Origin of the sequence: Streptomyces sp. NPDC002055, from assembly GCF_040296705.1 — a bacterium.
Lineage (GTDB): Bacteria > Actinomycetota > Actinomycetes > Streptomycetales > Streptomycetaceae > Streptomyces.
Window position 1 is genome coordinate 24,471 of record NZ_JBEOXS010000031.1, and the last position, 20,923, is coordinate 45,393.

Genomic DNA, 20,923 nt, shown 5'->3' on the forward strand with positions numbered 1-20,923 from the left:
AGGAGTAAACGTTGACCAGCACCGCGCAGCCACCTGCGACAGAAGGCCGTAAGGCCCGACCGGAGCACCTCGGCCACGTCATCTTCATCACGGCCGCAGCCGCCATGGGCGGGTTCCTCTTCGGGTACGACAGTTCGGTGATCAACGGCGCTGTCGAGGCCATCCGCGGCCGCTTCGACGTCGGCTCGTCGACGCTCGCCCAGGTCATCGCGGCCGCGCTGATCGGCTGTGCCGCCGGTGCCGCCACCGCGGGCCGTCTCGCCGACCGCATCGGCCGCATCCGCGTCATGCAGATCGCGGCACTCCTGTTCACCGTGAGCGCCGTGGGCTCGGCCGTGCCGACCGGCCTCTGGGACCTCGCCCTGTGGCGCGTCCTGGGCGGCGTCGCCATCGGTATGGCGTCCGTCATCGGCCCGGCCTACATCGCCGAGGTCGCCCCGCCCGCCTACCGCGGCCGGCTCGCCTCGTTCCAGCAGGCCGCCATCGTCATCGGCATCGCCGTCTCCCAGCTGGTGAACTGGGCCATCCTCAACTCGGCCGACGGCGACCAGCGCGGTGAGATAGCCGGCCTCGAGGCCTGGCAGTGGATGCTCGGCGTGATGGTCGTCCCGGCGGTCGTCTACGGGCTGCTCTCCTTCGTGATCCCCGAGTCGCCGCGCTTCCTGATCGCCGCCGGGCGCCACGACGCGGCCCGCAAGGTCCTGGCCGAGGTCGAGGGCAAGAACGTCGATCTCGACGTCCGCGTCGACGAGATCGAGACCGCGATGCACAGCGAGGAGAAGTCCACCTTCAAGGACCTCCTCGGCGGCCGTCTCGGCCTGCTGCCGATCGTCTGGATCGGTATCGGCCTCTCGGTCTTCCAGCAGCTCGTCGGCATCAACGTGATCTTCTACTACTCGTCGTCGCTGTGGCAGTCCGTCGGCATCGACCCGAGCAGCTCGTTCCTCTACTCCTTCACGACGTCGATCATCAACATCGTCGGCACCGTGATCGCGATGATCTTCGTCGACCGGATCGGCCGCAAGCCGCTCGCGCTGATCGGCTCCGCCGGTATGGCGGTCTCGCTCGGCCTCGCCGCCTGGGCCTTCTCGTTCAAGACCGGCACCGGCACCGACATCACCATGCCCGACCTGCAGGGCACCGTGGCCCTCGTCGCCGCCCACGCCTTCGTGCTCTTCTTCGCCCTCTCGTGGGGTGTGGTCGTCTGGGTGCTGCTCGGTGAGATGTTCCCCAACAGGATCCGCGCCGCGGCCCTCGGTGTCGCCGCCTCCGCTCAGTGGGTGGCCAACTGGGTGATCACCGTGTCGTTCCCGTCCCTCTCGGACTGGAACCTGTCCGGCGCCTATGTGATCTACACGATCTTCGCCGTGCTCTCGATCCCCTTCATCCTCAAGTGGGTGCCGGAGACCAAGGGCAAGGCGTTGGAGGAGATGGGCTAAACCCCGCTGCCCCTCTCCTCACGACAGGTACTGCCCCGGCTCACCCGTTGAGCCGGGGCAGTACCTGTTCGCCGAACAGATGGAGGCTGCGCCATCCCTCGTCCACGGGCAGGCCGCCGCACAGCGGATGCAGCACCAGCGTGTCCCCGCCCGCCGGCCCCGACGGCGCCAGGCACTCCTCGGGGGTGACGATGCGGTACACGCCCTCCCGGCGCAGTTCCGCCACGTCGGCGGCGCGGGACCGCACCGCGGACCGGGCACCCGGGCCCGTCTGCCAGGAGGCGTAGGTGCGCGCCTCGTGCAGCAGATGTTCGCCGTAGAGCGCCCAGGCGCGGTCCGGGTCCTCGGACAGATGCAGCAGGGAGGTGCCGGCGGACGGCATGGTGCACCACCCCGCGGTGCCGTACTCCCGGCATCGCGCCAGGTAGTACGCCTCCAGCTCCGGCAGATGGGCGCTGGGGAAGAAGGGCAGCCCGAGCCGGGCGGCGCGGCGCGCGGCGGGCCGTGAACCGCCGCCCACCAGCAGCGGCGGATGCGGCCGGGTGAACGGGCGCGGCATGACCCGTACGGTCCGGCCCCGGTGGTCGAACGGCTCACCCGTCCAGGCCTTCAGCAGGGTCTCCAGCGCCTCGTCCTGGAGCCGCCCGCGCCGCTGCCAGTCCCGGCCGTGCGCGGCGTACTCCTCGGGGCGGTACCCCAGGCCGGCGACGGTCACCAGCCGGCCGCCGCTCGCGAGGTCCAGGACGGCCAGGTCCTCGGCCAGCCGCAGCGGGTCGTACAGCGGCGCGATCAGCGCGGAGACGGTGACGGTGATCCGCCGGGTGGCGCCGAGGACGGCGCCGGCGAAGACCAGGGGCGACGGCAGCCAGCCGTTCCCGGCGCCGTGGTGCTCCTCGGTCTGCACGGTGGACACACCGCGGTCGTCGGCGTAGGCGGCCATCTCCAGCGCGGACCGGTAGCGGTGCGACAGGGACTCCGGCGTCGCGGCCGGGTCGACGAGGTTGAACCGGAGGACTGTGACGGGCATGCCTGACCTCCCCTTCGCCGGGGCGCGGGCGGACCGGGGAAACGGTTCACCAGCGGTGGGCGAAGGGGAGGCTAGCTGACGTTCCGTCAGTTGAACAGGTCAGCGCACCTGCTGCGGGGTGCCCTCCGCGCCGGCCGCCGCGGGCTCCGCGGCCGGGACGTTCTCCCGGGGCTCCGGCAGCGCCGCGAACGCCGCCGCGGCGATCAGGATGGTCGCCGCCCAGCCCAGGCCGTTGGCGCCGATCCAGGTCGTCGCCAGCGGGCCGCTGTACCAGTCGACCTTGGTGAAGCAGAGCCCCGCGACCAGCGCGACGCCCCAGGCGAGCATCGCCTGCCAGGCGAACCCGCCCGCGTACCAGTAGCGGCTGGTCCGGCCGGTGTCCAGCAGCCCGTCCCCGTCGTACCGGACCGCCCGCTTCCGCCGACGGGCCATGTCCACCGCGAAGACGCCGATCCAGGCCGAGAAGGAGACGGCCAGCAGGGTCAGGAAGGTGATGAAGGAGCCGAAGAAGCTCTTGGCCACCAGCATCAGCAGCAGCCCGCCGACCAGGCTGATGACGGCGTTCACACTGACCGCCAGGGACCGCGGCAGCTTCACGCCCATGGTCTGGGCGGTGAAGCCGGCCGAGTACATCGACAGGCTGTTGATCAGCAGCATGCCCACCAGCGCGGTGAGCAGGTATGGCACGGCCAGCCAGATCGGCAGCACGTCGCCCAGGAAGGAGACGGGGTCGGTGGCCTTGGCGAGATCCGGCACGCTCACCGCCATGACCGCGCCCATCAGCACCATCGGCACCACCACGAGGCCGGCGCCGGAGGCCGTCGCGGCCACGATCCGCCGCCCCGAGGCGCGGTGCGGCAGGTACCGGGCGAAGTCCGGTCCGGACGGCACCCAGCTGATGCCGCCGGCCGCGATGGTGCCGATCCCGGCGATCAGCGTGGCGGTGCTGCCCGCGGGCCGGGAGAAGACGCTGTCCCAGTCGGTATTGGTGACCAGGTAGCCCAGCACCAGCACGCTGAAGGCGCCGAAGAGATAGGTCGACCAGGTGTTGCACACCTGGAGCACCGCGCGGCCCATCCCGCTGACCAGGAAGGTGCATCCGACGAATGCGAAGAGCGTGACCACGATCAGCACGGAGTTGCTCTTGATCCCGAAGAGCAGATCCAGCACGGTCAGAATCGCGTAGGCCCCGGTCACGGCGTTGATCGTCTCCCAGCCGAAGCGGGCGATCCAGATGATCATGCCGGGGAAAAGGTTTCCGCGGACGCCGAAGGTCGCGCGGGACAGTGTCAGGCCGGGCGCGCCGCCCCACTTGCCCGCCACCGACAGCGCCCCCACCAGGCCGTACGAGACGCCTGCCGCGCAGACCCCCACCAGCAGGACCTGCCAGAGGTTGAGCCCGTTGAAGACCACCAGGCCCGCGCCCATCGTGAGCAGCAGCACGCTGATGTTCGCGGCGACCCAGGTCGGAAAGAGTTCCCTGACCCGGCCGTGCCGCTCGCTGTCCGGGACCGGCTCGATACCGCGGGTCTCTATGGCGCCTTTCGCGGCACCGGCGGTGCCGTCGGAGGTGTGGGGCATGCGGAAAACTCCGAGGGGGGAGACATGGAAGAACCCACAGGGTGACTGATACTGGGTGCGTTATGGAAATCGTCATCCTTGCCGTAGTCATCGCCCTGGTCGCGATCGGCGCGATCAGCGGTCTCGTGGTCAGCAGCCGCCGGAAGAAGCAGCTGCCGCCCTCCGGGCCGTCGAGCACGCCGACCATCACCGCTCCGCCCGCCGAGCCGCACGTCGGCGAGGAGGCCGAGACACCGCGCGACGAACCGCGCCGCACCATCGAGGAGGTCGGCCTCCCCGAGGCGCAGGCCCCGACGGCGCCCGGTCCACAAGCGCCGATCGTCACCGAGCCGGTCCCGCCGGTCGAGGTCCCCGAGCCCACGGCCGGCCGCCTCGTCCGGCTGCGCGCCCGGCTCTCCCGCTCCCAGACCACCCTGGGCAAGGGTCTGCTGACCCTGCTCTCCCGGGAACATCTGGACGAGGACACCTGGGAGGAGATCGAGGACACCCTGCTCACCGCCGATGTCGGCGTCGCCCCCACACAGGAGCTCGTCGAGCGGCTGCGGGAGCGCGTGAAGGTGCTCGGCACTCGTACGCCCGAGGAGCTGCGCGCTCTGCTGCGCGAGGAGCTGCTGGCGCTGATCGGCACGGAGGCCGACCGCTCGGTCCGGACCGACGGCGGCGAAGAGGTCCCGGGCGTGGTCATGGTCGTCGGTGTGAACGGCACCGGCAAGACCACCACCACCGGCAAGCTGGCCCGGGTGCTCGTCGCCGACGGCCGCAGCGTGGTGCTCGGCGCGGCCGACACCTTCCGGGCCGCCGCCGCCGATCAGCTCCAGACCTGGGGCGAGCGGGTCGGAGCCCGTACGGTCCGCGGTCCGGAGGGCGGCGACCCGGCGTCGATCGCCTTCGACGCGGTCAAGGAGGGCATCGCCGAGAGCGCGGACGTCGTCCTCATCGACACCGCCGGCCGGCTGCACACCAAGTCCGGGCTGATGGACGAGCTCGGCAAGGTCAAGCGGGTCGTGGAGAAGCACGGTCCGCTGGACGAGGTGCTGCTCGTGCTGGACGCGACGACCGGGCAGAACGGCCTGGTGCAGGCGCGGGTCTTCGCCGAGGTCGTGGACATCACCGGCATCGTGCTGACCAAGCTGGACGGCACCGCCAAGGGCGGCATCGTGGTCGCGGTGCAGCGCGAGCTGGGCGTGCCGGTCAAGCTGATCGGGCTCGGTGAGGGGCCGGACGACCTGGCGCCGTTCGAGCCCGAGGCCTTCGTCGACGCGCTGATCGGCGACTGAGGGAGTACCGGACGGGGCCCGTGGTCAGCCTACTCACGTGAGTGGGCTGACCACGGGCCCCGTCGTGCTGGGTGCCGGAGTCCCCCGAGGACCCTTGGGCCGTGTGTCCGCGGCGAGCCGTGGGCGGCCGGCGGCAGCAGCCGTGCGCGGATGCGCGCCGCGGCTCAGGCGTAGAACGCCGAGCGGTGGCAGCAGTACGCCAGGGTGCCCAGCAGGATCCGCGCCTCCGGGGGGCGGCCCGCGGTGTCGAGCGTCGGCGGGCGGAGCCAGCGCACCGGGCCGAGCCCGGCCGGATCGGACGGCGGAGCGGTGATGTGGCCGCCGGTGCCGAACCCGCGCAGATCCAGCTCCGCGGCGTCGTCCCAGCCCATCCGGTAGAGCAGCGCGGGGAGCTCGGCCGCGGCCCCGGGGGCGACGAAGAACTGCGCGCGGCGGTGCGGCGTGACGGCGACGGGGCCGACGGGGAGCCCCATCCGCTCCAGGCGCACCAGGGCGTGCCGGCCGACCGGTTCGGCCACCTCGATGATGTCGAAGGACCGGCCCACGGGCAGCAGCACCGCGGCGCCCGGCACCTCGCGCCAGGCGGCCAGCACCTCCTCCAGCGTGGCGCCGGCCTTCACCTCGGGGGCGAAGACCAGGGGATGGGCACCGGGGGCGTGGCAGTCCGGCTCCCCGCAGGAACACTCGGCGGGAGCGCCGTCACCGGGCCGCTTGGCCCGGGCACCGGGGGCGACGTCCCACCCCCACAGGCCGGTGTACTCCGCCACCGCCGTGGACTCGGACGCGCGGCTGCGCCGCCGCGAGCCGGACCGCATGTCGAGGATGCCGCCGATCGTGAAGCCCATGCTCCCTCCAACGGGTCGCAGTCGCCGATGGTTACGTCATGGAGTCTCGCCATCACCGTCCGTCGTGACTCCGGTTCCGCCCCATGCGGCGGGCGGCGTGGTGCGGCACGCCGGGTGGTGCACGGCGGCGCATGCGCCCCTGCGCGCACCGCTCCACCGTTCGCTGATCGTCCGGTGTCAAGTGAAGCGTGAAGAGCCGCAGCGGAGTTCATTCCAAGGGGTGGCGAATGGTGGCGTTTCCGCGAACCGCCTCGCGGGAGCAGTGATCGTAGGATTACTTTCGGTGCACGAACCGCCAGGAGAGCGCCCTCTGTTGGGTGTGCCGGAGCCATGACAGCCTGTCTGCTCATGCGGCCGGAGGGGCACTTCCCGGGATCAGGAAGCCGCAGCGGGCGGCACCCCGGAGGCGGTCGCGACGGAACGGCTGTTCCGGGATGGGGGCGTATTCCAGTGGGCGGCAGCGGCGGTGGCGGCACGAGCGCCGACAAGCGCCCCAACGATCAGCTGGGTTCCTGGTTCGTGCGCAGCGGCTGGTCGAAGGGCGAGCTGGCGCGCCAAGTGAACCGCCGCGCCCGCCAGATGGGCGCCCACCACATCAGCACCGACACCTCCCGGGTGCGCCGCTGGCTCGACGGCGAGCAGCCGCGCGAGCCGATCCCGCGGATCCTCTCGGAGCTGTTCTCGGAGCGGTTCGGCTGCGTCGTGGCGATCGAGGACCTCGGCCTGCGTACCGCGCACCAGTCGCCGTCGGTGTCCGGGGTCGACCTCCCCTGGGCGGGCCCGCAGACCGTCGAGCTGCTCAGTGACTTCTCGCGCAGCGACCTCATGCTGGCGCGGCGCGGCTTCCTCGGGACGTCGCTGGCGCTCGCCGCCGGCCCGGCCCTCGTCGAACCGCTGCAGCGCTGGCTGGTCCCCGCCCCGGCCTCCGGCCTGCCGGACGGGCCCGCGGTGCCCGCGCAGGGCGGCCCCCGGCGGTCGGCCCGGCTGTCCGGGCCGGAGCTGGATCTGTTGGAGTCCACCACCGTGATGTTCCGGCAGTGGGACGCCCAGTGCGGTGGCGGGCTGCGCCGCAAGGCGGTTGTCGGCCAGTTGCACGAGGTCACCGACCTGTTGCAGGAGCCGCATCCGTCGGCGGTGTCGCAGCGGCTGTTCAAGATCGCGGCGGAGCTCGCCGAGCTGGCCGGGTGGATGAGCTACGACATCGGGCTCCAGCCCACCGCCCAGAAGTACTTCGTCCTGGCGCTGCACGCCGCGAAGGAGGCCGGGGACAAGCCGCTCGGCTCGTACATCCTGTCCAACATGGGCCGGCAGATGATCCACCTCGGGCGGCCGGACGACGCCCTGGAGCTGATCCATCTCGCCCAGTACGGCAGCCGGGACTGCTCCACCGCGCGGACCCAGGCGATGCTGTATGCGATGGAGGCCCGGGCGTACGCCAACATGGGCCAGCCCAACAAGTGCCACCGCGCCGTCCGGATGGCCGAGGACGCCTTCGAGGACGCCTCGCCGAAGGACGGCGACCCGGACTGGATCCGCTTCTTCTCCGAGGCCGAGCTCAACGGGGAGAACGCCCACTCCTACCGCGACCTGGCGTATGTGGCGGGCCGCAGCCCGACCTACGCCTCGCTCGCCGAGCCGGTGATGCGCAAGGCCGTGGAGCTCTTCCGCGAGGACCTGGAGCACCGGCGGTCCTACGCCCTGAATCTGATCGGGATGGCCACCGTCCACCTGCTCAAGAAGGAGCCCGAGCACTCCGCCGATCAGGCGGGAAAGGCCCTCGACATCGCCCGGAAGGTCCGCTCGGAGCGGGTGAACACCCGGTTGCGCAAGACCGTGGACAGTGCCGCGCGGGACTTCTCCGGGGTGGCCGAGGTCATCCGGCTCACCGAGGAGCTCGCCACGCACCTGCCCGACACCCCGGAGGTCGCCCAGGCGGTCTGAGGCGAGGCGCCCCAGCCGTTCCCTTCGGAAAACCCCTGGTCACCGACGTACGCGGCCCATCGACCCCGGCCGCGGCGGCCATCCCGTGAAGCCCGACTCGGCTCCCCTCATGCCAGGTCATCCGGATGGCGGCCGCGGCCGGTCCGCGTGATCGGCGGGAGCGTAACCGGGTGACGCGGAGCACGCGCGCAGTTCATCCGTGCGTAACATCCCGCCGCTCTTCGTCACTGCGGCGAAACACCGTGCGGCATCGACGGAAACCGGCCTGAGTCAATCTCGTGGCGAAAACCGGCCCACAGCAGTTCCTTGCCCGCACGGGCCGTCGCTACGAGGAGACGTCGACATTGAATGGTGCAGATACCGCATTCGTATTGATCAGTGCCGCGCTCGTCATGCTGATGACACCGGGACTGGCCTTCTTCTACGGCGGCATGGTGCGGGTGAAGAGTGCCCTCAACATGCTCATGATGTCCTTCATCTCCCTCGGCATCGTCAGCGTGCTGTGGGTGCTGTTCGGCTACACGCTGGCCTTCGGCGATGACACCGGCATGGGCCTGATCGGCAATCTCGATCACATCGGCCTGAAGGGCATCAGCCCCGAGACGCTGACCGACGGCAAGGAAGGCATTCCGGTCTTCGCCTTCGCGCTGTTCCAGCTGATGTTCGCGATCATCACCCCGGCGCTGATGAGCGGCGCGCTCGCGGACCGGGTGAAGTTCAGCGCCTGGGCGCTGTTCATCACCCTCTGGGTCAGCATCGTCTACTTCCCGGTCGCGCACTGGGTGTGGCAGGCCGACGGCTGGCTGTTCAAGCTCGAAGTGATCGACTTCGCCGGCGGTACGGCGGTGCACATCAACGCCGGTATCGGCGCGCTGGCCGCGGTGCTCGTCGTCGGCAAGCGCATCGGCTTCAAGAAGGAGCCGATGCGGCCGCACAGCCTCCCGCTGGTGATGCTGGGCGCCGGACTGCTGTGGTTCGGCTGGTTCGGCTTCAACGCCGGCTCGGCCCTCGCCGCCGACGGAACCGCCGCCAACATGGCGCTGAACACGCAGGTCGCGACCGGAGCCGCCATGCTCGGCTGGCTGGTCTACGAGCGGATCCGGCACGGCGCGTTCACCACGCTGGGCGCCGCCTCCGGCGCCGTCGCGGGCCTCGTCGCGATCACCCCCGCCGGTGCCGCGGTGAACGCCTTCGGCGCCATCGCCATCGGCCTGGTCGCTGGCGCGGTCTGCTCCTGGGCCGTGAGCCTCAAGTACAAGCTGGGCTTCGACGACTCCCTCGACGTCGTCGGCGTCCACCTCGTCGGCGGTGTCCTCGGCACGCTGCTGGTGGGCCTGCTGGCCACCGACGGGGTCGGCGGCCTGACCCAGCTCGGCAAGCAGGCGGTCGGCGCCTTCTCGGTGATGGCGTTCTCCTTCGTGGTGTCCTGGCTCCTCGCGAAGTTCGTCGACGCCACCATCGGCTTCCGGGCGAGCGAGGACGACGAGACCTCCGGTGTCGACCAGGCCTTCCACGCCGAGACCGCCTACGACTTCAGCGCGGTCGGGGGCTCGCCGGTGGGCCGTAGTACGGTCCCCGCCCTCGGCAGGGAGAGCGCCCCGGCAACCGAGCAGCACCAGGCGGAGAAGGCCCGGAAGAACAAGAAGGTGGACGCATGAAGCTCATCACCGCAGTCGTGAAGCCGCACCGGCTCGACGAGATCAAGGAGGCGCTGCAGTCCTTCGGCGTCCACGGTCTGACCGTCACCGAGGCCAGTGGTTACGGGCGCCAGCGCGGGCACACGGAGGTGTACCGGGGCGCGGAGTACACCGTCGACCTGGTGCCCAAGATCCGCATCGAGGTGCTGGTCGAGGACGCCGACGCGGAGGAGCTGATCGAGCTCGTCGTGAAGGCCGCCCGCACAGGCAAGATCGGCGACGGCAAGGTGTGGAGCGTCCCGGTCGAGTCGGCGGTCCGGGTCCGGACCGGCGAGCGCGGCCCGGACGCGCTCTGAGGCCGCGCTCTGAGGGCAAGGGCCCCTGAGCGGACGACCCACGACCCACGGCAGGGAGCCCGAGTGACAGCGGAGAGCATCGGAGAACGGATGGAACCGGCCGGCTCGGGGCCCGGCGGATATGCGGCGGCCCGGCTGCGCCTCCTCCAGGAGGGGGCGCGGTCCGGGCCGCCGCGCCGTTCCGGGCTGGCCGCGCTCACCGACGAGTGGCTGGCCGCGCTGCTGAACGGGGCGATCGACGCCGACCGGCCGCGGGGGGTGTCGCTGGTGGCCGTCGGCGGCTACGGCCGCGGCGAGCTGTCGCCGCGCAGCGACCTCGACCTGCTGCTCCTGCACGACGGGACCGCGGACGCCGCAGCCGTGGCGGCGCTCGCGGACCGGATCTGGTACCCGGTCTGGGACCTCGGGCTCGCCCTCGACCACTCCGTCCGCACCCCGGCCGAGGCCCGCAGTACTGCGGGCGAGGACCTGAAAGTGCAGCTCGGACTGCTGGACGCGCGGCACGTCGCGGGCGACGCCGGGCTCACCGCCGGGCTGCGCACGGCGGTGCTCGCCGACTGGCGCAACCAGGCGCCGCGGCGGCTGCCCGAGCTGCACGAACTGACCCGGGAACGCGCCCATCGCCAGGGCGAACTGCAGTTCCTGCTGGAGCCGGACCTCAAGGAGGCCCGTGGCGGGCTGCGCGACCTGACCGCCCTGCGGGCCGTTGCCGCGTCCTGGCTGGCCGACGCCCCGCGGGAGGGCCTGGAGGAGGCCCGCCGGCGGCTGCTGGACACCCGGGACGCCCTGCATCTGGCCACCGGACGGGCCACCGACCGGCTGGCCCTGCAGGAACAGGACCAGGTCGCCGCCGATCTCGGCCTGCTGGACGGCGACGCCCTGCTGCGGCAGGTCTACGAGGCGGCGCGCACCGTGTCGTACGCGGGGGACGTGACCTGGCGCGAGGTGGGCCGGGTGCTCCGGTCGCGCGCCGCCAGGCCCCGGTTCCGGGGGCTGCTGGGCGGCCGCGGGGCGCGTTCCGGCAGCCGCACGCCCGGGGAGTACGGCGAGCGCACCCCGCTCGCCGAGGGCGTCGTGGAGCAGGACGGCGAGGTGGTGCTCGCCCGTACCGCGCGCCCCGAGCGGGACCCCGTGCTCCCCCTGCGCGCGGCCGCCGCCGCGGCCCAGGCGGGACTGCCGCTCTCCCGGCACGCCGTACGGCGCCTGGCGGCGGCCGTACGCCCGCTGCCCGAGCCCTGGCCCGCCGAGGCCCGCGAACAGCTCGTCACCCTGCTGGGGGCCGGGGTCTCCACGGTGGCCGTCTGGGAGGCGCTGGAGGCCGAAGGCCTGATCACCCGGCTGCTGCCGGACTGGGAGCGGGTCCGGTGCCGTCCGCAGCGCAACCCCGTCCACCGCTGGACCGTCGACCGGCACCTGGTGGAGACCGCCGTCCGCGCCTCCGGCATGACCCGCCGCGTCGGCCGTCCCGACCTGCTCCTCATGGCCGCGCTGCTGCACGACTTCGGCAAGGGCTGGCCCGGTGACCACTCCGTCGCGGGCGAGGTCATTGCCCGGGACGTGGCCGGCCGGCTCGGCTTCGACCGCGCCGACGCGGCCGTGCTTGCCACGCTCGTTCGCCACCACCTGCTGCTGGTGGAGACCGCCACCCGGCGCGACCTGGATGACCCCGAGACCGTCCGGTCCGTGGCCGACGCGGTGGGCAGCGGCAGCACCCTCGAACTGCTGCACGCGCTCACCGAGGCCGACGCCCTGGCCACCGGTCCCGCGGCGTGGAGCGGCTGGCGCGGCTCGCTCGTCACCGACCTGGTCCAGCGGGTCGCCGCGGTGCTCGCCGGCGAGCCGGTGGAGGACCTGACCGGCCCCGAGGAGCCCACCGCGGAACAGGAGCGGCTCGCGCTGGAGTCCTGGCGCACCGGCGGCCCGGTGCTGGCGCTGCACACCCGGACCGAGCCGCAGCCGCCGGGGGAGGAGCGCACCGCGCCGGACGCGGAGCGGCCGCGGACCGGCACGGACGACCGCGGCCCCGAGCCGGTCGGCGTCGAACTGCTCATCGCCGTTCCCGACCGGCCCGGTGTGCTGCCCGCGGTGGCCGGGGTGCTGGCCATGCACCGGCTCACCGTGCGCGCCGCGGACCTGCGCGCCGTCGATCTGCCGGACGGGGTCGCCGGGCACGGGACGGCGGGCGCGGCGCCCGGGACCACGGACGCGGGCGACCGGACCGGCGGTGTGCTGCTGCTCACCTGGCGGGTGGCCGCCGAGTACGGCTCGCTGCCGCAGGCCGCCCGGCTGCGCAGCGATCTGCTCCGGGCCCTGGACGGATCGCTCGACATCCCGGGCCGGCTCGCGGAGCGCGAGGCGGCCCATCCGCGCCGCCGCGGTGTGCCGGCCCCGCCGCCGCGGGTGACCGTCGCCCCGGAGGGCTCCCGCCGCGCCACCGTCATCGAGGTGCGCGCCAGGGACGTCCCCGGGCTGCTGCACCGCATCGGCCGGGCCCTGGACGGGGCCGGCGTCCGGGTGCGCAGCGCCCACGTCAGCACGCTCGGCGCGAACGCCGTGGATGCGTTCTATGTCACGGACGCCGCGGGCTCTCCGCTGGACGGTACGCAGGCCGGGAAGGTGGCGCGGACCGTCGAGGAGGCGCTGCGCTGACCCGCCGGCGCAGGACCGCTCGGGTGCGGGGCAGACCGTACCCGGGCCGGACGGATACGCTGGGGGGCACTCTTCCCCGCTCCACCGGGGAGGTCCGAGACCGCCCCCGATCCGAGGATTCGCGACCGCCGTGTTCGACACTCTTTCCGACCGCCTCGCAGCGACGTTCAAGAACCTCCGGGGCAAGGGCCGCCTGTCCGAAGCGGACATCGACGCCACGGCGCGCGAGATCCGCATCGCGCTCCTCGAGGCGGATGTCGCGCTGCCGGTCGTCCGGGCCTTCATCAAGCAGGTCAAGGAGCGCGCGCTCGGGGCCGAGGTCTCCCAGGCGCTGAACCCCGCGCAGCAGGTCATCAAGATCGTCAACGAGGAGCTGATCGGCATCCTCGGCGGCGAGACCCGCCGTCTGCGGTTCGCCAAGAACCCGCCCACCGTGATCATGCTCGCCGGTCTCCAGGGCGCCGGTAAGACCACCCTCGCCGGCAAGCTCGGCCAGTGGCTCAAGGGCCAGGGGCACACCCCGCTGCTCGTCGCCTGCGACCTCCAGCGCCCCAACGCCGTCAACCAGCTCGCCGTGGTGGCCGACCGCGCCGGCGTCGCGGTCTACGCCCCGCAGCCGGGCAACGGCGTGGGCGACCCGGTGCAGGTCGCGAAGGACTCGATCGAGTTCGCCCGCGGCAAGCAGCACGACGTGGTCATCGTCGACACCGCCGGCCGCCTCGGCATCGACCAGGAGCTGATGCAGCAGGCCGCGGACATCCGCGACGCGGTCAGCCCGGACGAGGTCCTGTTCGTGGTCGACGCCATGATCGGTCAGGACGCGGTCAACACCGCCGAGGCCTTCCGGGACGGCGTCGGCTTCGACGGCGTGGTCCTCTCCAAGCTCGACGGCGACGCCCGCGGCGGTGCCGCGCTCTCGATCGCGCACGTCACCGGCCGCCAGATCATGTTCGCCTCCAACGGCGAGAAGCTGGACGAGTTCGACGCGTTCCACCCGGACCGCATGGCGTCCCGCATCCTGGGCATGGGCGACATGCTCAGCCTGATCGAGAAGGCCGAGCAGACCTTCAGCCAGCAAGAGGCCGAGAAGATGGCCCAGAAGCTGGCGAAGGGCCCCAAGGAGTTCACCCTCGACGACTTCCTGGCCCAGATGGAACAGGTCCGGAAGATGGGTTCCATCTCCAAGCTGCTCGGCATGCTCCCGGGCATGGGGCAGATGAAGGACCAGATCAACAACCTCGACGAGCGGGACGTGGACCGCACCGCCGCGATCATCAAGTCGATGACGCCCGCCGAGCGGCACGACGCGAGCATCATCAACGGCTCCCGCCGCGCCCGTATCGCCAAGGGCTCGGGTGTCGACGTCAGCGCGGTGAAGAACCTCGTGGAGCGGTTCTTCGAGGCGCGCAAGATGATGTCGCGGATGGCGCAGGGCGGCGGCATGCCCGGCATGCCGGGGGTCCCGGGCATGGGCGGCGGCCCCGGCCGGCAGAAGAAGCAGCAGAAGCAGGCCAAGGGCAAGCGCAAGAGCGGCAACCCGATGAAGCGCAAGGCCGAGGAGCAGGCGGCGGCCGAGCGCCGGGCGGCGTCCGCGGGCGGCGCGTTCGGCGCCCCGGGCGCCGACCAGGGGCCGGGCTCCTTCGAACTCCCCAAGGAATTCCGCGACATGCTGCCGCCGGACGGCAAGTGACGCGTACGCCGCGGGCTTCGGGGCGCCGGTGGCACGCCTCCGGGCGGTGCGCCGGCTCCACGCCCCGGGCCGCGGGGCCCCGCCTCCGGGCGGGGGGCCTCACACCCGGGCGATGAGGTAACGGAAGACGTTCGGCATCCAGACCGTGCCGTCGGCGCGCAGATGCGGGTGCAGCGCCTCCGTCAGTTCCTTCTCGACCTGTTCCGGGTCGGTCGCCGCCACCGCGGCGTCGAAGAGTCCGGTCGACATCAGGCCCCGCAGCGCGTTCTCCATCCCGGCGTAGCCGAACGGGCAGGCCACCCGCCCCGATCCGTCGGGCCGCAGGCCCGCGCGGTGCGCGAGGTCCTCCAGGTCGTCGCGGCCGCCGGGGCGCCAGCCGTCCGGCGTGCCGTCGCCGTCGGGCGGGCCGTCGGCCGGCCGGGAGGCCACCCGCAGCACCGCCGAGGTGGCGCACCGTTCGGCGGGACCCCAGCCGGCCAGCACCACCGGGCTGCCCCGCTCCGCCGCCGCGCCCGCCGCGGCGAGCAGCGGCACCGGGTCGCCCTCGGCGTACGTCTGCGGGTCGAACGCCGTCACCAGGGTGAACGCCGGTCCGCCCGGGGCCGCGACGTCCTCCGGCCCCCGGCCCAGCCGGGGTGCGCCCGCCGCCGCCCCGCCCTCGTCGTAGGCCGGAAGCAGCCGTTCCCGGGCCAGGTCCAGCCGCCGCGGATCCCGCTCGGTGCCGGCCACCTGCGCCCCTCGCGCCGCCGCCATGAGCAGGGCGAGGCCCGAGCCGCACCCCAGCCCCAGCAGCCGGGTGCCGGGACCGGTCTCCAGCCGCTCGTAGACCGCTTCGTAGAGCGGCACCAGCATGCGCTCCTGGATCTCCGCCCAGTCGCGGGCGCGCGCGGTGCCGTCCGGTTGGGGCGGGGATGCCGGGTGGGCGTGGTGCTGCCGTACGAGCGTGGGTGTCATGGATGCGCCCCAATCCGCCGAGAGCCGTTCCGCTGCTGGTTGACCCGCCCCCGTGACCGCGCTGCTCCGCTGCCCCCGTATGCCAGGGAACTCCGCATCCCTTCCCGCGTCCAGAGGGCGTGCCGCAATGCTTGCGTGCCCCCTTTGTGCGCCCCCGTCGCCACCTGCGCGCCCGGCCGATGCAGCTTTCAGGGTGGCACCGCCGTACCATCTCCGCCATGGCAAAGGCTCCCGTGCTCACTCCCCGGGCGGACGACTTCCCGCGCTGGTACCAGGACCTGATCAACAAGGCCGAACTGGCCGACAACGGCCCGGTGCGCGGCACCATGGTCATCCGGCCGTACGGGTACGGGCTCTGGGAGCGGATGCAGCAGGAGCTGGACGCCCGGATCAAGGAGGCGGGGGCCGCCAACGCGTACTTCCCGCTCTTCATCCCGCAGTCCTACCTGACCCGCGAGGCGGAGCACGTCGAGGGCTTCGCCCCGGAGCTGGCGGTGGTCACCCACGGCGGCGGCAAGGAGCTCGACGAGCCGGTCGTGGTCCGGCCCACCTCCGAGACGATCATCAACGAGTACTTCTCGAAGTGGGTGCAGAGCTACCGCGACCTCCCGCTGCTGATCAACCAGTGGGCGAACGTGGTCCGCTGGGAGATGCGCCCGCGCGTCTTCCTCCGCACCACCGAATTCCTCTGGCAGGAGGGCCACACCGCCCACGCCACCTACGAGGACGCCCGGGACTACGCCGCCCACATCCACCGCGACGTCTACGCGGACTTCATGACCGGTGTCCTCGGCATCGACGTGGTGCTCGGCCGCAAGACGCCCAAGGAGCGCTTCGCCGGAGCGATCAACACCCTCACGCTCGAGGGCATGATGGGCGACGGCAAGGCCCTGCAGATGGGCACCAGCCACGAGCTCGGACAGAACTTCGCCAAGGCGTTCGGCACCCAGTACCTCTCCCGGGACGGCAGGCAGGAACTGGTCTGGCAGACCTCCTGGGGCGCCTCGACGCGGATGGTCGGCGGCCTCATCATGTCCCACGGCGACGACGACGGGCTGCGGGTGCCGCCGCGCCTGGCGCCGGTCCAGGCCGTCGTCCTGGCCATCAAGGGCGACGACGCGGTGATCGCGGCGGTCCGCGAGATCGACGACCGGCTGAAGGCCGCCGGTATCCGGGTTCAGGTCGACGACCGCACCGACACCCCGTTCGGCCGCCGGGCCGTCGACTGGGAGCTCAAGGGCGTCCCGGTCCGGATCGAGGTCGGGCCCCGTGACCTGGAGAGCGGCACCGCCGTGCTGGCCCGGCGCATCCTGGGCAAGCACAGCCCCGGCGGCAAGGAGCCGGTGCGGATCGACGAGCTGGACACCCTGCTGCCGAAGGTCCTGGAGGAGGACCAGGCGCTGCTGCTCCGGCAGTCCCGCGAGCGCCGCGAGGCCCGGACCTCCGACGTGCGCACCCGCGACGAGGCGGCCGAGGCCGCGACGGCCGGCGGCTGGGCGCGGATCCCGTGGGCCGACCTGGGCCCCGAGGGCGAGGCCCGGCTCGCCGAGCAGGCGGTGACGGTGCGCTGTCTGGTCGCCGAGGACGGGTCGGTGCCGGACTCCGACGACGCCCCCGGTACGCTCGCGATCGTCGCGCGCTCGTACTGAGCGCACGCCGGGTCCGCCGGACCCGGGGACACCGCGCGGACCAGGGGCGACGGCCCCGGAACGGCCCCGCGCCCCGGGGTGAGGAGATTCCCTACGCTTCACGGCGTACGGGATGGTACGTACCGGCTTGGTGGGAGCTGCGCAGCTCCTCCATGGATCGGCGCACCCGCCCTCGTCGCGACGCATGAGTGTGAACTGACTGGTACGTGCAAATTATTTGGGTTGCCCCGGAATCGGAACACCGGGGCACTCCGGCTCGTTGTTCACGACGTGAGCACGACACCACCTGTCCTCGCCGCGGAACTGGCGCAGGCGTGGGCCGACATTCAACGGCACCACCCCGAGCTGCCGGATCTCGCCGCGCCCGAATCACTGATCGGAGAGTCCTCGTCCGCCTGCGGCGCCGAGCTCTCCTTCGAACGGCTTCTCCATGAAGCCGTCCATGGTCTCGCCGCGGCCCGCGGGATCCGCGACACGTCGCGGGCCGGCCGCTACCACAACCGGAGATTCCTCGCGATCGCCGAGGAGATGGGGCTGGACCACTCCGAGGAGCCGCACCCCAGCAGCGGCTTCTCGCTGGTCGTTCTCAGTCCCGATGCGCGCAAGCGCTACCGCCCGACCATCGAGCGGCTGCAGCGTGCCCTCAAGGCGCACACCGCCGCCACGGCGACCGACTCCGCCCGGAGCTTCCGCGGGCCCGCCGCACGGCACGGCTCCTCCGGGGGCGGGGTGCGGGTCAAGGCCGTGTGCGACTGCGGGCGCAATGTCCGGGTCGTTCCGTCCGTGCTGGCGCAGGCGCCGATCGTCTGCGGCGGGTGCGGCAAGCCGTTCCGGATCCCCGAAGCGGCAGCGGCGGCCTGATCCCGGCGGCGTCGCCGCACGGTCCGCCGGGCTCCCGTCCAGGGCGCCCGGGGGCCGTACGGTGACGCCGCCGTGGTGTGGCAGAATGGACCGCTGAGTACTCGGCAGCCGGTCCGGACCCCTCTCTCCCTCGGCTGACGCGTCCATCGAGCACTCGGATCCCACAACCCCACGTGGCAGCCGTGCGTTCAAACACGTCATAGAGCAGGAGACACCACTCCCGTGGCAGTCAAGATCAAGCTGAAGCGCCTGGGCAAGATCCGGTCGCCGCACTACCGCATCGTCGTCGCCGACTCCCGTACCCGCCGTGACGGCCGGGCCATCGAGGAGATCGGTCTGTACCACCCGGTGCAGAACCCCTCGCGCATCGAGGTCGACTCCGAGCGTGCCCAGTACTGGCTGGGTGTCGGCGCGCAGCCGACCGAGCCGGTTCTCGCCATCCTCAAGGTCACCGGCGACTGGCAGAAGTACAAGGGTCTGCCCGCCCCGCCGCCGATGAAGGTCGCCGAGCCGAAGGCCGACAAGCGCGCCCTCTTCGAGGCCGCTGTGAAGGACTCCGGCGAGGAGCCGAAGGGTGAGGCCATCACCCCCAAGGCGAAGAAGGCCGAGAAGAAGTCGGACGAGGCGGCCCCGGCTGCTGAGTCCACCGAGTCGACCGAGGCCTGAGGATGCTCGAGGAGGCCCTCGAGCACCTGGTGAAGGGCATCGTCGACAACCCCGACGAGGTGCAGGTCGCTTCGCGCACCCTGCGTCGCGGACGCGTGCTGGAGGTCCGGGTGCACCCGGACGACCTCGGCAAGGTGATCGGCCGTAACGGCCGCACCGCGCGTGCCCTGCGCACCGTCGTGGGCGCCATCGGCGGCCGTGGTATCCGCGTCGACCTCGTCGACGTGGACCAGGTCCACTGACAGGCGGTTGAACACCGGCACGGGCCGGGGAGGGTCCAGTGGACCGTCCCCGGCCTTTGTCGACTGCAACCCTGCAGGCAGCCCGTCAACCGCAACCATTCATGCAGAACCTCGACGCGAGGAAACCCCTCGGGAGGGGCGGCGGTCGAGCCGCGAAGAGGAGTGAACCGACAGTGCAGCTGGTAGTCGCGCGAATCGGCCGGGCCCACGGCATCAAGGGCGAGGTCACCGTCGAGGTGCGCACGGACGAGCCGGAGCTGCGGCTGGGTCCCGGCGCGGTCCTGGCCACGGACCCGGCCTCGGTCGGACCGCTGACCATCGAGACGGGCCGGGTGCACAGCGGACGGCTGCTGCTGCGCTTCGCGGGCGTGGCCGACCGGACCGCCGCCGAGGCGCTGCGGAACACCCTGCTCATCGCGGAGATCGACCCCGAGGAGGTCCCCGAGGACCCCGAGGAGTACTACGACCACCAGCTGATGGACCTCGACGTGGTTACCGTCGACGGGACCGAGGTCGGCCGGATCGCCGAGATCTCCCATCTGCCCCACCAGGACCTGCTGATCGTGCGGCGCCCGGACGGCAGCGAGGTGATGGTGCCGTTCGTCGCCGAGATCGTCCCCGAGATCGACCTGGAGGAGCAGCGGGCGGTCATCGACCCGCCGCCGGGGCTGATCGACGGCGCCGAGGCCGAGGTGGCGAGCGGCCGCTCCGAGCAGGCCGACGGCCCCGGCCGGGCGGAGGAGCAGCGGAAGACGGAGGACGGCGGCTGATGCGCATCGACGTCGTCACCATCTTCCCCGAGTACCTGGAGCCGCTGAACGTCTCGCTCGTCGGCAAGGCGCGCGCCCGCGGACAGCTGGACGTCCGGGTCCACGACCTGCGGGAGTGGACGCACGACCGGCACAACACCGTCGACGACACCCCGTACGGCGGCGGCCCCGGCATGGTCATGAAGCCCGACCCCTGGGGCGAGGCGCTGGACGCGGTCATCGAGTCCGGGGAGGCCGGGACCGGAGCGCCGGTGCTCGTCGTCCCGACCCCCAGCGGCCGCCCGTTCACCCAGGAGCTGGCCGTCGAGCTCTCCGAGCGGCCCTGGCTGGTGTTCACCCCGGCCCGCTACGAGGGCATCGACCGGCGGGTGATCGAGGAGTACGGCGAGAAGCTCGAGGTCCACGAGGTGTCCATCGGGGACTACGTGCTCGCCGGCGGCGAGGCGGCCGTGCTGGTGATCACCGAGGCGGTCGCCCGGCTGCTGCCCGGTGTCCTCGGCAACGCCGCGTCGCACGCGGACGACTCCTTCGCCCCCGGCGCGATGGCCGACCTCCTGGAGGGCCCGGTCTACACCAAACCTCCTGAGTGGCGCGGCAGGGGCATCCCGGAGGTGCTGGTCAGCGGGCACCACGGCAGGATCGCCCGGTGGCGGCGCGACGAGGCGTTCCGCCGGACCACCCGCAACCGGCCCGACCTGATCGAGCGCTGCGACCCCGCCGCGCTCGACAAGCACGACCGGCGCATCCTGGCCGAGCTCGGCTGGGCGGAGGGGCCGGACGGCCGATTTTGGCGGGCGCCCGGGGCCGTGGAAGAATGAGCCGTTGCTGTGTCCGGCGTGCGCCCCTGCCACAGGGGGAACGACGTCCGCCCGCCGCAGCGCCATCCCGGATGGCATCCGAAACTCATCTCGTATTCCGCTGATGACCTGTGGCATCAGCGAAGAAAGCAGACGGTCATGCACCTTCTCGACAGCGTCGACTCCGCCTCGCTGCGCACCGACGTCCCGGCCTTCCGCCCCGGCGACACCGTGAACGTCCACGTGCGCGTCATCGAGGGCAACCGCTCCCGTGTCCAGCAGTTCAAGGGCGTGGTCATCCGCCGCCAGGGCGCCGGTGTCCGGGAGACCTTCACCGTCCGCAAGGTGAGCTTCAGCGTCGGCGTCGAGCGCACCTTCCCGGTGCACACCCCGATCGTCGAGAAGATCGAGGTCGTCACCCGCGGTGACGTGCGCCGCGCCAAGCTCTACTACCTGCGTGAGCTGCGCGGCAAGGCCGCGAAGATCAAGGAGAAGCGCGAGCGCTGAGCTCCTTTCGGCCGTCCGGGCCGGGCCGGATAAGC

The 20,923-nt window shown here is 72.3% G+C and carries 18 protein-coding genes; 14 read left to right on the plus strand and 4 right to left on the minus strand.

Annotation, left to right across the window (positions count from 1 at the left end; translation table 11 throughout):
* Positions 1-11: 11 nt before the first annotated feature.
* Positions 12-1,439, plus strand: a complete 1,428-nt coding sequence (locus ABT112_RS20270) for a sugar porter family MFS transporter (RefSeq protein ID WP_351511450.1) — start codon at positions 12-14, stop codon at positions 1,437-1,439.
* Positions 1,440-1,479: 40 nt separating this feature from the next.
* Here ABT112_RS20270 and ABT112_RS20275 read toward each other — a convergent pair whose 3' ends face one another.
* Positions 1,480-2,466 carry an LLM class flavin-dependent oxidoreductase gene (locus ABT112_RS20275; RefSeq protein ID WP_351511452.1) on the minus strand — a complete coding sequence of 329 codons (987 nt, stop codon included), beginning with the start codon at positions 2,464-2,466 and terminating at the stop codon, positions 1,480-1,482.
* 99 nt (positions 2,467-2,565) lie between these two features.
* A complete protein-coding gene (locus ABT112_RS20280; RefSeq protein WP_351511454.1) occupies positions 2,566-4,047 on the minus strand; it encodes a purine-cytosine permease family protein in 1,482 nt (493 codons plus the stop codon).
* Positions 4,048-4,109: 62 nt separating this feature from the next.
* Between ABT112_RS20280 and ftsY the strand changes: the two genes are divergently transcribed.
* The gene (ftsY, locus tag ABT112_RS20285) at positions 4,110-5,324 is read left to right on the plus strand and encodes a signal recognition particle-docking protein FtsY (protein WP_351511455.1); all 1,215 of its coding nucleotides are present in this window, start codon (positions 4,110-4,112) and stop codon (positions 5,322-5,324) included.
* A 164-nt stretch (positions 5,325-5,488) separates the two neighbouring features.
* Here the strand turns inward: ftsY and ABT112_RS20290 are convergent, their stop codons facing one another.
* Positions 5,489-6,169, minus strand: coding sequence for a bifunctional DNA primase/polymerase (locus ABT112_RS20290; RefSeq protein WP_351511457.1), 681 nt, complete (start codon positions 6,167-6,169; stop codon positions 5,489-5,491).
* Between the two features lie 450 nt (positions 6,170-6,619).
* On the opposite strand from ABT112_RS20290, the gene nsdA reads away from it, so the two are divergent.
* The 5 genes from nsdA (at position 6,620) to ffh (ending at position 14,442) form a co-directional block, all read left to right on the plus strand.
* A complete protein-coding gene (gene nsdA / locus ABT112_RS20295; RefSeq protein ID WP_351511459.1) occupies positions 6,620-8,110 on the plus strand; it encodes a transcriptional repressor NsdA in 1,491 nt (496 codons plus the stop codon).
* A gap of 344 nt (positions 8,111-8,454) precedes the next feature.
* Entirely contained in the window at positions 8,455-9,768 is a 1,314-nt protein-coding gene (locus ABT112_RS20300) for an ammonium transporter (protein ID WP_351511461.1), read from the plus strand.
* Complete coding sequence (locus tag ABT112_RS20305) at positions 9,765-10,103, plus strand: P-II family nitrogen regulator (protein WP_351511463.1); 339 nt, start codon at positions 9,765-9,767, stop codon at positions 10,101-10,103. Before ABT112_RS20300 ends, ABT112_RS20305 begins: the two co-directional genes overlap by 4 nt.
* Before the next feature lie 90 nt (positions 10,104-10,193).
* Positions 10,194-12,752: a [protein-PII] uridylyltransferase gene (locus tag ABT112_RS20310; protein WP_351511549.1), complete on the plus strand. Its 2,559-nt coding sequence runs from the start codon at positions 10,194-10,196 to the stop codon at positions 12,750-12,752.
* A gap of 130 nt (positions 12,753-12,882) precedes the next feature.
* The gene (gene ffh / locus ABT112_RS20315) at positions 12,883-14,442 is read left to right on the plus strand and encodes a signal recognition particle protein (protein ID WP_351511465.1); all 1,560 of its coding nucleotides are present in this window, start codon (positions 12,883-12,885) and stop codon (positions 14,440-14,442) included.
* 99 nt (positions 14,443-14,541) lie between these two features.
* Here the strand turns inward: ffh and ABT112_RS20320 are convergent, their stop codons facing one another.
* Complete coding sequence (locus ABT112_RS20320) at positions 14,542-15,396, minus strand: SAM-dependent methyltransferase (RefSeq protein ID WP_351511467.1); 855 nt, start codon at positions 15,394-15,396, stop codon at positions 14,542-14,544.
* Positions 15,397-15,614: 218 nt separating this feature from the next.
* Between ABT112_RS20320 and proS the strand changes: the two genes are divergently transcribed.
* The 7 genes from proS (at position 15,615) to rplS (ending at position 20,888) form a co-directional block, all read left to right on the plus strand.
* On the plus strand, positions 15,615-17,045 hold the full coding sequence (gene proS, locus ABT112_RS20325) for a proline--tRNA ligase (RefSeq protein WP_351511469.1): 1,431 nt from the start codon (positions 15,615-15,617) through the stop codon (positions 17,043-17,045).
* 222 nt (positions 17,046-17,267) lie between these two features.
* A complete protein-coding gene (locus ABT112_RS20330) occupies positions 17,268-17,906 on the plus strand; it encodes a hypothetical protein (RefSeq protein WP_351511471.1) in 639 nt (212 codons plus the stop codon).
* 222 nt (positions 17,907-18,128) lie between these two features.
* On the plus strand, positions 18,129-18,572 hold the full coding sequence (gene rpsP, locus ABT112_RS20335; RefSeq protein WP_351511473.1) for a 30S ribosomal protein S16: 444 nt from the start codon (positions 18,129-18,131) through the stop codon (positions 18,570-18,572).
* Between the two features lie 2 nt (positions 18,573-18,574).
* Entirely contained in the window at positions 18,575-18,814 is a 240-nt protein-coding gene (locus tag ABT112_RS20340; RefSeq protein ID WP_073726853.1) for an RNA-binding protein, read from the plus strand.
* A 173-nt stretch (positions 18,815-18,987) separates the two neighbouring features.
* Entirely contained in the window at positions 18,988-19,584 is a 597-nt protein-coding gene (rimM, locus tag ABT112_RS20345) for a ribosome maturation factor RimM (RefSeq protein WP_351511475.1), read from the plus strand.
* On the plus strand, positions 19,584-20,402 hold the full coding sequence (trmD, locus tag ABT112_RS20350) for a tRNA (guanosine(37)-N1)-methyltransferase TrmD (protein ID WP_351511477.1): 819 nt from the start codon (positions 19,584-19,586) through the stop codon (positions 20,400-20,402). The genes rimM and trmD overlap by 1 nt, the downstream gene beginning before the upstream one ends.
* Positions 20,403-20,540: 138 nt before the next feature.
* A complete protein-coding gene (gene rplS / locus ABT112_RS20355) occupies positions 20,541-20,888 on the plus strand; it encodes a 50S ribosomal protein L19 (protein ID WP_351511479.1) in 348 nt (115 codons plus the stop codon).
* The last annotated feature ends 35 nt before the right edge of the window (positions 20,889-20,923 follow it).